Source organism: Pseudomonas sp. LB1P83 (assembly GCF_054897885.1).
On record NZ_CM142709.1, the window covers coordinates 6,259,006 to 6,271,568 of the forward strand.

General features: G+C 57.4%; 12 protein-coding genes and 1 pseudogene. 10 read left to right on the forward strand and 3 right to left on the reverse strand.

Going from position 1 to position 12,563, the window contains the following annotated elements:
• The first annotated feature begins 3 nt into the window (after positions 1–3).
• Positions 4–954: a choline sulfate utilization transcriptional regulator gene (locus ACYZTY_RS28790; protein ID WP_461956441.1), complete on the forward strand. Its 951-nt coding sequence runs from the start codon at positions 4–6 to the stop codon at positions 952–954.
• On the opposite strand, the gene ACYZTY_RS28795 is transcribed toward ACYZTY_RS28790, so the two are convergent.
• Positions 941–1,618 (reverse strand): NAD(P)-dependent oxidoreductase, encoded by a 678-nt coding sequence (locus ACYZTY_RS28795; protein ID WP_461956442.1) that lies wholly within the window; start codon positions 1,616–1,618, stop codon positions 941–943. The genes ACYZTY_RS28790 and ACYZTY_RS28795 overlap by 14 nt on opposite strands.
• Before the next feature lie 85 nt (positions 1,619–1,703).
• On the opposite strand from ACYZTY_RS28795, the gene ACYZTY_RS28800 reads away from it, so the two are divergent.
• Positions 1,704–2,030 (forward strand): DOPA 4,5-dioxygenase family protein, encoded by a 327-nt coding sequence (locus ACYZTY_RS28800; RefSeq protein WP_461956443.1) that lies wholly within the window; start codon positions 1,704–1,706, stop codon positions 2,028–2,030.
• On the opposite strand, the gene ACYZTY_RS28805 is transcribed toward ACYZTY_RS28800, so the two are convergent.
• Positions 2,031–2,432, reverse strand: coding sequence for a GFA family protein (locus ACYZTY_RS28805; RefSeq protein ID WP_461956444.1), 402 nt, complete (start codon positions 2,430–2,432; stop codon positions 2,031–2,033).
• A gap of 418 nt (positions 2,433–2,850) precedes the next feature.
• On the opposite strand from ACYZTY_RS28805, the gene ACYZTY_RS28810 reads away from it, so the two are divergent.
• The gene (locus ACYZTY_RS28810; protein WP_461956445.1) at positions 2,851–4,158 is read left to right on the forward strand and encodes a CitMHS family transporter; all 1,308 of its coding nucleotides are present in this window, start codon (positions 2,851–2,853) and stop codon (positions 4,156–4,158) included.
• A gap of 85 nt (positions 4,159–4,243) precedes the next feature.
• On the forward strand, positions 4,244–5,011 hold the full coding sequence (locus ACYZTY_RS28815; protein ID WP_461956446.1) for a TerC family protein: 768 nt from the start codon (positions 4,244–4,246) through the stop codon (positions 5,009–5,011).
• A gap of 150 nt (positions 5,012–5,161) precedes the next feature.
• Here ACYZTY_RS28815 and ACYZTY_RS28820 read toward each other — a convergent pair whose 3' ends face one another.
• Positions 5,162–5,443, reverse strand: a complete 282-nt coding sequence (locus tag ACYZTY_RS28820; RefSeq protein WP_461956447.1) for a DUF6124 family protein — start codon at positions 5,441–5,443, stop codon at positions 5,162–5,164.
• Positions 5,444–5,897: 454 nt separating this feature from the next.
• Here ACYZTY_RS28820 and ACYZTY_RS28825 point away from each other — a divergent pair.
• The 6 genes and pseudogenes from ACYZTY_RS28825 (at position 5,898) to ACYZTY_RS28850 (ending at position 12,356) form a co-directional block, all read left to right on the forward strand.
• A pseudogene (locus tag ACYZTY_RS28825) lies at positions 5,898–6,395 on the forward strand (PAAR domain-containing protein).
• Between the two features lie 19 nt (positions 6,396–6,414).
• Positions 6,415–7,569 (forward strand): DUF2515 family protein, encoded by a 1,155-nt coding sequence (locus tag ACYZTY_RS28830; RefSeq protein WP_461956448.1) that lies wholly within the window; start codon positions 6,415–6,417, stop codon positions 7,567–7,569.
• Complete coding sequence (locus ACYZTY_RS28835) at positions 7,566–8,204, forward strand: hypothetical protein (RefSeq protein WP_461956449.1); 639 nt, start codon at positions 7,566–7,568, stop codon at positions 8,202–8,204. The genes ACYZTY_RS28830 and ACYZTY_RS28835 overlap by 4 nt, the downstream gene beginning before the upstream one ends.
• A gap of 29 nt (positions 8,205–8,233) precedes the next feature.
• Positions 8,234–8,842 (forward strand): hypothetical protein, encoded by a 609-nt coding sequence (locus tag ACYZTY_RS28840; RefSeq protein ID WP_461956450.1) that lies wholly within the window; start codon positions 8,234–8,236, stop codon positions 8,840–8,842.
• A 283-nt stretch (positions 8,843–9,125) separates the two neighbouring features.
• Complete coding sequence (locus ACYZTY_RS28845) at positions 9,126–10,784, forward strand: Na/Pi cotransporter family protein (protein ID WP_461956451.1); 1,659 nt, start codon at positions 9,126–9,128, stop codon at positions 10,782–10,784.
• A 195-nt stretch (positions 10,785–10,979) separates the two neighbouring features.
• Positions 10,980–12,356: a M16 family metallopeptidase gene (locus ACYZTY_RS28850; RefSeq protein WP_461956452.1), complete on the forward strand. Its 1,377-nt coding sequence runs from the start codon at positions 10,980–10,982 to the stop codon at positions 12,354–12,356.
• The last annotated feature ends 207 nt before the right edge of the window (positions 12,357–12,563 follow it).

Genomic DNA, 12,563 nt, shown 5'->3' on the forward strand with positions numbered 1-12,563 from the left:
CTTATGTATGACGCCCTTGGTGATTTGTCCTTGGACCTGCTTCGTGCCTTTGAAGCGGCGGCCCGTCAGCGCAGCTTCACCGCCGCTGCGGTCGAGCTCGGCACCACGCAGCCGGCGATCAGCCAGCAGATCAAGCGGCTGGAAGAACAACTTGCCACGCGCCTGTTTGATCGCATCTATCGCGGCATCGAACTGACGGAGGCTGGAACCATACTTTTCGAGCAGGTTCAGCTCGGTTTGCAGAATATCGATGCAGGATTAAGCGCGATCAGCGCACAGCATCAACATGAGGTCTTGCAGGTTGCGACCGATTTCGCCTTCGCCGCGTATTGGCTGATGCCGCGTCTGCACCGTTTTCACGCCGCCAATCCTCAGGTGGATGTCAGCCTCGTCACCAGCGAACGCAGCCACAACATGCTGCGCACCGATATCGACGTGGCGGTGTTGTTTGGCGATGGCCGGTTTAAACAGGGCGAAAGCCATTGGCTGTTCAGCGAAGAAGTGTTCCCCGTGTGCAGCCCACTGTTATTGAAGGACCGTCCCCTGCCCTTGCCGGCCCAGTCATTGCTGGAATTCCCGCTGCTACATTTGCGCGGTGAAAACAGCAGTAACTGGTTCGACTGGAGCGGCGTATTTCGCGAGTTGGGGATCACGTCGGCGCCGGCCCCCGGGCAATTGCGCTTCGACAATTACACGCTGCTGATTCAAGCGGCGATCGGCGGCCAAGGCGTGGCGATCGGTTGGCGGCACCTTGTGGATAACTTGCTGGCGCAAGGTCTGTTGTGCCGACCGATTGCCGACACGGTGATTTCCAGGCTTGGCTATTACGTGGTCCTGCCTCAGCGAAAACGGCGTGGGGCACTGATTCAACAGTTTGTGGACTGGTTGATGGCTGAGCAGGCTAGCAGCGCCCAATCGCTTAAAGGCATGCCCCTGCCGTCTATCGCGGTGTAGGGTCGGTCGCAACGAAGTTCACGTGCTCGCGAACGTGAAGATTGAGCTGCAACTCATCGGCAATCCCCACCGCCACGCGGTTCAGCCGTTCAAGCGGTTCAGCCAGACCGGGCTCAAGGCTGCTGCTGATATGGCTGAAATGTTCGATCGTCAGCCCCGGCACGCCGCGAGGTGCATTCACCAAGGTCCAGTGCAAGGCACTGCTTTGCAGCGCATCGAGGATTTCCTCGGCGGCATGCCGCTGAAGGGGATTCAGCGCTTCAGCCTCCGTTTCGTCGAGTTCGGCGAAATCCCCCACCAGGAACAGTCGGGCAATGCTCGCCGCCTGCATGCCCTCGATCAGGGCATCCACTGCCAGCACCTGCTCGACCGGGCCTGGCACGATGGTTTTTTCCACGTACTCGCTGTTGAACGGCAATCCTGGTGCGTCCAGCAGGCAAATAACCGCCGAACTGCCCGCCACGCTTTGCTTGACCCGTTCAGCCTCGAACAGATCGCCGGTCTTGGTGCGCAAACCCGGGCGCGGTGGGAGCGCCGTCAGGTCATCCAGAATCGCGATCACTTCATGTTGGCGCCGCAACATTTCAGCCATCAGCGCACTGCCCAGGCTACTCATGGCACCATAAAGCACCACTTTCACCACGGGGGTTTCGGCATTTTTCATGGCTGGGATTCCTTGTTTTCCGACGTATATGTCGTGTGACCTGTAGGAATCGGTGAGGGTTCGACTGGGATTTAGAGGGTTTCAGATGCAACAGATCAAGGGCTACCACGCCCATGTCTACTTCGACGCCAGCAGCATTGATCAGGCGCGAGCGTTGTGTGAGCAAGCGGCGCAATTGTTCCCGCTGAAAATGGGCCGAGTGCACGAACGCCCGGTGGGCCCGCACCCGGACTGGAGTTGCCAATTGGCGTTCGGGCCGGAGCTCATCGGTGACGTGCTGCCGTGGCTGGCGCTCAACCGCAAGGGTTTGGTGGTGTTCCTGCACCCGGACACCGGCAACGATTTGCTGGACCACACCGAGCACGCGATCTGGATGGGTGCGATCCGGCCGCTGGATCTGTCTATTTTTTGATCAGGCGCTTTCTTCGGCTTCGCCCGGCAGATGTTCGTCCAGGTGCAGCCAGGGCAAACGACTGTCGGTCCAGATGTGCCGCTCGGCCGGGGCCTGCTCCGGGTGATCGAGGGTGGCGATGGTCACGTCGATGCTCTCGGGGCTGAGGTGCGTCGTCAGCGCCAGTTGCGCCCCACAAGTCGGGCAGAAATAGCGCACGCAGGTTGTCGAGGAATCGTACTGAGCCGGTTTCCCTTTCAGCCATTTGAAGGCCGACGAGGGCACGGTGATCCAGGTCGTCACGATCCCACCGCTGACTCGCCGGCAGATCGAGCAGTGGCAGTGGGCGATGTCGTGCAATGGACCGCTGAATTGATAGCGCAGCTGTCCGCAGTGGCAGCCGCCGGTGTGAAGTTCGTTCATGACCATTCCTCCTGATGCGTATGTACCGACGCCATCGCGAGCAGGCTCACTCCTACAGGGGATTTGTGTTCGACGTAAATCCAATGTGGGAGTGAGCCTGCTCGCGATGGGCTCAACCCGGTTTAATGCCCTGCCCCGGTCCGACGACCGGTCACACATCCGGTCAATGCTTTCACCAGCGAAAGCTGGCTGAAAGCTTCTCCGATTAGGATCGCCCCCACTGCCGGCAAAAGACCGGTCGGCCAATGCCAGTGTTTTATCGCTCGCACAGCCCATTTAACAACAACAATGGTGATCCTGATGTCCTTTGCTACCCGCCGCTTCGCTGCAACTCCGCCCGTACGCCTCGTGCTTCCCGTTCTGCGCTGACCCACCCGGTTCGCCCATTCCCTAGCCGCGCTACGCCTGGAGTAATCCCATGCTGACTTTCCTTGGCTTTGCCATGGTCATCACGTTCATGTTCCTGATCATGACCAAGCGCCTGTCTGCGCTGATCGCCCTGATCATCATTCCAATCGTCTTCGCCCTGTTCGGTGGTTTTGCGCCGAAGATCGGCCCAATGATGCTCGAAGGCATCACCAAGCTTGCGCCGACCGGCGTGATGCTGATGTTCGCCATCCTGTATTTCGCCCTGATGATCGACTCCGGCCTGTTCGACCCGGCCGTGCGCAAGATCCTCAAACTGGTCAAGGGCGACCCGTTGAAAGTGTCGGTGGGCACCGCCGTACTGGCGCTCGTCGTTTCCCTCGATGGTGACGGCGCGACCACTTATATGATCTGCGTGGCCGCCATGCTGCCGCTCTACAGCCGCATCGGCATGAGCCCGCGGATCATGGCCGGTCTGATCATCCTCGCCGGTGGCGTGATGAACATGACCCCGTGGGGCGGCCCGACGGCCCGTGCAGCCAGTGCGCTGCACGTGGACCCGTCGGACATCTTCGTACCGATGATTCCGGCGATGGCTTTCGGTGTCCTGGCCATCCTGGCTATCGCGTACTTCTACGGCAAACGTGAACGTGCGCGTCTGGGTGAACTGCACTTGGTGGGCGACGAAATCGACCACAGCGAAATCAGCGTTTCGCAGTTCCCGGATGCCCGTCGTCCAAAACTGATCTGGTTCAACGGCGCCCTGACGTTCGCACTGATGTGCACCTTGATCGCCGGTCTGTTGCCGCTGCCGGTGCTGTTCATGGTGGCGTTCAGTATTGCCATGATCGTCAACTATCCTTGCCTGCAACAGCAGAAGGATCGCGTCGCGGCTCACGCCGGTAGCGTGCTGGCGGTGGTCGGTCTGATCTTTGCCGCGGGCATTTTCACCGGTATCCTGACGGGCACCGGCATGGTCGATGCCATGTCGAAAAGCCTGCTGGCGGTGATCCCTGATTTCCTCGGTCCGTACCTGGCCGTAATCACTGCGCTGGTGAGCATGCCGTTCACGTTCTTCATGTCGAACGACGCATTTTATTACGGCGTGTTACCAGTACTTGCCGAAGCAGCCAGTCATTACGGTATAACCGCGGTTGAAATGGCACGTGCCTCGATCGTCGGTCAGCCCGTCCACTTGCTGAGCCCGCTGGTACCATCGACTTACTTGTTGGTGGCCCTGGCCGGTATCGATTTCGGTGACCATCAGCGCTTCACCCTGAAATGGGCAGTGCTGGTGTGCATGTGCATACTGGTTGCAGCATTGCTGATGGGGATTTTTCCGCTGTTCAGCACTCTATAAGCCCAAGACTCACCACAACGGGTCCAGGCTTCGCTGTTCGAAGCCCGGGCCTTTTGTGGTTTAACACATCCTCAAAGGAATACACATGGAATGGCTGACCAACCCTGAAATCTGGGTTGCCTTCTTTACCCTGACCGCCCTGGAAATCGTCCTGGGTATCGATAACATCATCATGATTTCGATCCTGGTCAGCCGCATGCCCAAGCACATGCAGCAGCGCACCCGGATCTTCGGCCTGGCGCTGGCCATGGTCACGCGGATCCTGTTGTTGCTGTCGATCACTTGGGTCATGCGCCTTACCGCTGACTTGTTCGAAGTGTTCGGCCAGGGCATTTCCGGGCGAGACCTGATCCTGTTCTTCGGTGGTCTGTTCCTGCTGTGGAAGAGCTCGCAAGAGATGTACCACGCGCTGGAGGGCGAGGATGAGACCCACGAGGAACCGACCGCCAAGGGTGGCAGCTTCCTGTACACCATCATCCAGATTGCGATTATCGACATCGTGTTCTCCCTGGATTCGGTGATCACCGCCGTGGGTATGGTTTCCCATGTGCCGGTCATGGTCGCAGCGATCATCGTCGCCGTACTGGTGATGATGCTGGCGGCTGGCACCATCAGCGAATTCATCGACAAGCACCCGTCGCTGAAAATGCTGGCGCTGTCGTTCCTGTTGCTGGTCGGTACCGTGTTGATTGCCGAGTCCTTCGAAGTGCATTTGCCAAAAGGCTACGTGTACTTCGCCATGGCGTTCTCGCTGGCGGTGGAAGCGATCAACATCAAGATGCGCACCGCGATTGCGAAAAAACGCAAACAGCAAGATCCGGTGAAGCTGCGCAAGGACATTCCGGGGCAGTAACCCGAACCTGTGCACTGGCTGGTGTCAGTCAGTGCACAAAACCTGTGGGAGCGAGTTTGCTCGCGATGAGGCCGTTACATTCAACTTTAATGTTGACTGAGCGGCCGCTATCGCGAGCAGGCTCACTCCCACATTTTTTTTGCTCAGTGGTTACCCAGGCGGATCGAGGTTATCCAGCACTCGATTCACCGCCAACTCCCCCAACATGATGTTTTGCTGAATCCCCAGCAGGGTGTTGCGGTGTGTGCCTTCCATTCGTGCGGCGAGATCACTGGCCATGACACTGGCTGACGCCAACGATTCGCAGGCGTGAGCGAGCAGGGTTTCGTTATCGACCTTGGGGTCTATGAAGAAGATCGTGCTGGGTTTGCGTGGTGGGAAGTCGTGAGCGACCGGATCGGTGTCCGGTGGGTTGGGCGTTGCCTTGAACATAGATAGAACTCCAGTACTGGTTACTTGGAGCCCTCACTCTCGCTACCAAACGATGGGTGGTGGCCATACACAGGTTGGTAGACCGGAGTACTGGAACCGGCGCCCCCGAAGGGACCCTGCGCATGGCCACCATAATCTACGACCTGAAAAAGCGTCCGCAAAAGTGGCTATGCGCCAGACTCCGGGCTACCAAACCCGATCGCTGTTTTTAGCGACGGACAAACGATAGAGAGCAGGGTCAAGGCGCACAAGCCGGCGGATTCTGGCGTAGCCGTAGGCAACGACGCAAGGCGTTGTAGCCTCCGAGAAGTAACGCCGGGTGTCTTTAAACACGCACTGCAAAAACGCGTGAATCACATCAAAACAGCGGACTGCTTTTTTCAAAAGGTTGACGCACCGAGCTCTGGTGGTTAGCGTCCCTCGCTCGCTTCAACCGACATGACAAGGAATGCATATGTCTGGAAAACCGGCTGCACGCCTCACGGACCCCACCACCTGCCCCCTCCCCGGCCACGGCACCAACCCGATTGCCAGCGGTTCTCCCGATGTGTTTTTCAACGGTCTTGCGGCCGCTCGGGTCAGCGACACATGCACCTGCGGTCAGACCCTGAACGGCTGATTCTCTTCAACCGTGTTCATCAACGGCCTGAACGCCATGACGCTCGATAGCACCACCAGCCATGGCGGTGTGGTGATTGGCGGCTCCGGCGACGTCATCATCGGCAGCTCTCATACCCCCACGCCGTTCACTCCGCCCCTGCCGATCATTGGTCAGCCCTTGGTCGAGTTCAAAGCCGTCAGCGCCGGCAATGGCGAGCCGATTGCCCAACAGGACTACGAAATCGAAACCGCCGAAGGCCGCATCGTCAAAGGCCAGACCAACGCTGAGGGCATGACCCAAAGCGTCGCCACCCTGCAGCCCGACCTCGCCGTAGTCCGCTGGACTGTCTGACGCCTCAAGGAAGAATGAAATGACTGGACAATGCATGGCCCCAGACGACCTGGACATGAAGAAACTGTGGGACAGCACCTGCGAACTCCCCGCCTGCAAGCGCGAAACCACCAAGGCCGGCCCCAACCCGAAAACCCGCGTCGAAGTGCCATTGCTGACCTGTAACTGCCTGTGGCGCAGGTTTCAGAAAGAAGCCGAAGAGTGGGTCGCACCGGGCGGCGTGTTGATTGCCGACCCGCAAGCTCGTAACCGCAAGATCAACGCGGCCTATGCGCAGTTGTGGCTGGCGGATAACCGGTTTCAATGGGCGGGGTTGGCGGCGTTTGCTTCTAAGCAGGTGGGGTGTGGGTTGATTCATGCCACCACGCTAGACCAGAGAATCGAAGCGGAAAAAAAGGCATACCAGACATTAAAAGACAGCCAGTCTAAGGATTTGTATGAACGCATCGTGGTCAACAAATTGCGTTCGGATCCTGAGCTTTGGAACCAGTGGGATCAGGCTAAGCAGCAGAACCCGGTTCCCTTGACGAGTGATCCGCTGTCAGGTGACGGGATTGCATTTCTGCAAGAAGAGTTGCAATACGTTCACGAAATGCTGGCACTTGGAAACACGGCTCTTTTCCTAGATGTGTATCCACTACATCGGTTTTTTATGGTGCGAGGATTCAAGGAAATGGAGAAGTGTCTGCCTGACCGTAGCAGTCTAAAAAATGAAGTGCTTTGGCCCATTGCAGATAAAGTTGAATTCGGTGCGTTCCGGACAGAGGTATCCGATACCTTTAAGGCAATCGAGGCCGGTGACATTGCTACAAGCGTTGAGCTTATGGCTGCTCATGAGCAGCTAAATATTCTTCAGCCAGCCATGTATGACGTGACCCGCTTTGCAAGACTTATGCAAGGCACTCAAGCCGGTGATGTTGTGTCTGTGGTAACTGGCTTATTCACTGGAATTTCTGAAGAAATTCAACTTACTCTAGCCAGCCAATGTAAGGCTCCTGATTATAAAGTCACATTTGGTCGCAATCCATTCTCTGATTTGTCGGACAAAGATCAGCGTATGGCTTTTGTACTTCGAGCTGCAGCGCAATTTGATCGTTTACTTAAAGACTCCTTAACACATACCCAATTGGAGAAATCCATAACAGAGATATCCCACGGCGGAGGCGTCAAATGAGGATTCTCCCAAAGCATATTCGATTGTTAGTTGTTGGCATCGCTACTACTCTCGTTGCTTATGCGGCGTACTCAAATAGAAGCATAGACGTGCTTAGCGTTCACGTTGGTAAAGCGTACGAGGAGGTAGTACGAGACTCAACGTTCTCCGTACACGCCAAGACAGCCGTTTACCCCAGTGAACCACCTCATCCAAGTTCAACCTGGATCAGCAGCCCTGTTGTAATCCGGTTTGATGATCCCGAGCATGGCTTCATCTTGCCACCAACCAAATTTGGTGCCGTGACGTACAACAAGAGCAAAGTTGCAACCCTTACCACATCTCCAATGCTAGAGACTTTGACATTTGAGGAGCTCATGCCCCTTCTAGACAAAATGCAGACCATGTTGAAAGAAGCAGGTTGGACACCGCGAGACACCAGTGATCATGCTTGGCTGGTAACAACAAATGAAACTGAAAGAAATTCGCTTCGAAGTAAATTGTTCGATCAGGTTGTTATTGTGATGCTACTTATACCTCACAAGTACAGTCTTGCGCTAAACGTCAAATGCTACGCCCGCTGTGATGAGCGAGACCCGAAAACGGCGAAGTATTTGATTGATGTCAGTGTCGGTTCGGATTACTACAGCGAATGAAGAGTCGCTCCAGACGGCGGCGTCGATGTTTGCAAATTGCAGCATTTTTTATGGTGTTCATTTGCCTGACTTCCTTTCACCATTCGGTTGATTTTTTGAACGTTTATATCGGGAAGCCATACATAGAAGTCGTGCGTGACTCATCATTTCCAGTCAAAGCTAAAACCGCGATATATCCAAGTGAACCACCAGAAATGGACTCAACTTGGATTAGCAGTCCAGTTGTTGTCCAATTTGATGACCCGCAACACGGCTTCACCTTACCGCCAACGAAATTTGGTGCTGTAGGTTACAAAGGAGAGAAAGTATCAACTCTTACTACTTCTCCGATGTTGGAGGCTCTACCCTACGATCAGTTGGCTCCCTTAATCATCCATTTGCAGGAGATGTTAAAAAATTCTGGATGGGTACCGCGGGATAATGAAAGCCACGCTTGGTTAAGGGTAAGTAATGAGGTCAATAGAAATGCTTTGCAGAACCTGTTGTTCGATCAAGTTGTTGTTGTGATGCTTCTGGTTCCGCACAAATATGGTCTTGCGCTAAACGTCAAATGCTACGCACGGTGCGATGAGCGCAACCCGAAAACGGCGAAGTACCTAATCGACCTTAGCGTCGGTTCGGATTACTACAGCGAATGAAGAGTCGCTCCAGACGAGGCTGCTGCGCAGCCCAGCGGGAGCAAGCTCCCTCGCCACAGGGTTTGTGTCCGCGCACCTTTTCAACTGTCCGGCTGAGACCTTCGGATCCCTTTTTCATCTCCGCATGAACCTGTTTTTATGACAGTTTTGTTTCAAACACTTCTTTAGCTATGCGATGCTGGCGCCCAGACCGTTAGCCAACTACAGCTTAAGTAACAGAACGTAGAACGTCGCGGCACCGTCAACTTGCCCCTTTGGGGCGCTACCACCACAGGGGGCCTGCATGCTCACCCTGCTCAATTTGTTATCTGCCGTGGCCTTGTTGATCTGGGGCACGCACATCGTCCGAACCGGCATCTTGCGGGTCTACGGTTCCAATCTGCGCCATGTGATCGGCCAAAACATGTCCAAACGCTGGCTGGCGTTCATCTCGGGGATCGTCGTGACCGCGATGGTCCAGAGCAGCAACGCCACCGCCATGCTTGTCACCTCTTTCGTTGGTCAGGGACTGATGGCGCTGACTCCCGCGCTTGCGACCATGCTCGGCGCCGATGTCGGGACCGCGTTGATGGCGCGGGTGCTGACGCTCGATTTGTCATGGTTGTCGCCGCTGCTGATCTTCCTCGGGGTGATTTTCTTTCTGTCCCGCAAGCAGACCCGATTGGGTCAGATGGGCCGCGTCAGCATCGGCCTCGGGCTGATCATTCTGGCGCTGCAACTGATCGTCGAATCCGCCGCGCCGATTACCCAGGCGCAGGGCGTGAAGGTGATTTTCGCCTCGCTGACCGGCGACATCCTGCTCGATGCCCTGGTTGGCGCGCTGTTCGCGATGATTTCCTACTCCAGTCTGGCCGCCGTCCTGCTGACCGCGACCCTGGCGGGCGCCGGCGTGATCAGTCTGCCGGTGGCTATCGGCCTGGTGATCGGTGCCAACATCGGCAGCGGCGTCCTCGCGTTCCTCAGCACCAGCATGCAAAACGCCGCCGGGCGCCAGGTGGCGCTCGGCAGCCTGCTGTACAAGCTGATCGGCTTGCTGCTGATTATTCCGGTGCTGGACCCGTTGGTGCACTGGATCGACAGCCTCGACTTCAGTCCTCAGGAAATGGTCATCGGCTTTCACCTGCTCTACAACACCGCGCGCTGTCTGATCCTGCTGCCCAGCGTCGGCCCGATGGCCAGGCTTTGCGCGTGGCTGCTGCCGGAGCGGCCGGAGCTCAACGGCATGGCGAAACCCCGGCACCTCGACCCGACAGCGCTGGTCACCCCCAGCCTGGCACTGGCCAACGCCGTGCGAGAAACCCTGCGCATGGGCGATTTGATCGACAATATGCTCGAAGCGATGCTCGACGTGCTGCGCGGCAATCAATCCGCCATCACCCAGGAAATGCGCAAACTGACGGATGATGTCGAAGCGCTCTACAGCGCGATCAAGCTCTATTTGGCGCAAATGCCCCGCGAAGACCTGAGCGATCAAGACAGTCGGCGCTGGGCGGAAATCATCGAACTGGCGATCAACCTCAAGCTGGCCAGTGACCTGATCGAACGCATGCTGCGCAAGGTGCAGCAGCAGAAAACCTCGCAGCGCCGGTCTTTTTCCGAGGTCGGTCTGGAAGAATTGGCCGGGTTGCACAACCAGTTGATCTCAAACCTGCGTCTCGGGTTGTCGGTATTTCTCAGTGCGGACAAGGAAAGCGCCCGCCAGTTACTGCGTGAGAAACGTCGCTTTCGCGCACAGGAACGCCGCCTGGCCCATGCTCATGTCAGCCGGTTGCAACGTAAGATTGTGCAGAGTATCGAGACCAGTTCACTGCACCTGGAGCTGATCGCCGACATGAAGCGTTTGAATTCGCTGTTCTGCAGCAGCGCTTATGCGGTGCTGGAAACGTCGGACACGGGTGCACTGGCGGTCGACGATATGGCTGACATCACGCATTCGCCTTGAACGTCTGGCGGTGTGGTCAGTCAGTAACATGTACTCAGCCTCAACGCCGTCTTCGCGAGCAAGCCCGCTCCCACAGGTGATCTGAGTCGGACACTGTTTCCAAGTGCAACAAAGATCCACTGTGGGAGCGGGCTTGCTCGCGAAGGCGGCATGACTGACGACACGGATCTCCGATTGGTTGCCTGGAAGCTTGCTATGCGTTGTCTGCTGTTCGCCTGTCTATTGCTTGGCTCATTTCCTTCGTTTGCCCTGGATCGCTTTCAGGTCGAGGGCTATACGCTGCCCAACGGCCTGCAATTGCTGCTTAAGCCCGGCACCGAGCGCGGGCATGTGGCGATCCGTCTGGTGGTCGGCGTTGGGCTGGATGATTTCAGCTGCGCCGACAAGGAGCTGCCGCATCTGCTTGAGCACTTGCTGTTCAGCGGCATCGATGCCACCGGCGAAGGTGGCCTGGAAGAACGGATGCAGGCCTTGGGCGGTGAGTGGAACGCGTTCACCAGCAACGCCGACACCACGTTCGTCATCGAAGCCCCGGCGAAGAACCAGCGCAAGGTGCTCGACCTGCTGCTGGCGCTGCTGACGCAGACCCGAATCGACGACAACGCCATTAACGCGGCCAAACAAGTGGTCGAGCGCGAAGACGGCGGCCATTACTCGCACTTGCAGCGTTGGCTGGACCGTCAGGACCTGGGCCACACGGCGAGCAATCAGCTGGCGGTGGAGCTGGGCCTCAAATGCCCCGAGCGGGCCGAGGTCGATTACCTGACCCGCGAGCAACTGGAGGCGGTGCGCAAGGCCTGGTATGCGCCCAACAACATGACGCTGATCGTGGTCGGCGAGCTCGACAAGTTGTTGCCGGCGTATCTGGAACGCTCGTATGGCGCACTTGAAGCCGTCGACCCCAGCGATCACCTGCCCTTGCCGGAAATCCAGGCCAGCGCTGCCCATGAGCGCACGCTTAGCAACGGCTTTGTCGGCGGTGGTGCCAAGTTGCACTGGCTGGTGCCGGAACCCGTGCTGGAGGATCAGCACGACGAAACCTTCGACCTGCTCAAGGACTATCTGGACTGGGCGCTCTATCGCCAATTACGCCTGTCCCACGGTTTGTCCTACGGTCCCTCGGCCGAGCGCGAGGTGTTTGGCGGAGTGGGCTTCATGAGCCTGAACGCTGACCTTGAGCGCGACGACGTGCCTGAAGCCGAACAAGTGCTGGAGGATTTGAAGGCCGGTTTGCTCAAGGACGGTCTCAATGCAGACACCTTCAACCGCCTCAAACAGGCTGCCATCGCCCGCCAGGCCTGGGCGGTGCAAGGCAACAGCGCGCTGGCCGATTATTACTGGAGCGCGCTTGGGGACTACCAGGACGGGCGTTTCGCCGACCCAGCCAGGGAACTGCAAGGCGTGACGCTGGAAGAAGCGAACAAGGCCATGCGCGTGCTGCTCATGCAGCCGGGGTATCTGCGGATCGAGAAGCCGGTCATGAGTTATGACCAGTTGATGTGGGCGATGGCCGGGGTGTTTGGATTGTTCGTCCTCGGGGTATTGGCGTGGCGCGTCCATCGCCGCCGATAGCTAATCCCTGTGGCTGAGGAGCTTTGTGGTGAAGGGGCTTTTGTGGCGAGGGGGTTTACCCCCGTTGGGCTGCGAAGCGGCCCCAAAATGGGCGACCCTGTTTTTTCAGACCCACCGCTCTGACTGGACTGCGACTGCTGCGCAGCCGAACGGGGATAAATCCCCTCGCCACAGAAATCCCCTCGCCACAGTAGATTTCCAATCCGG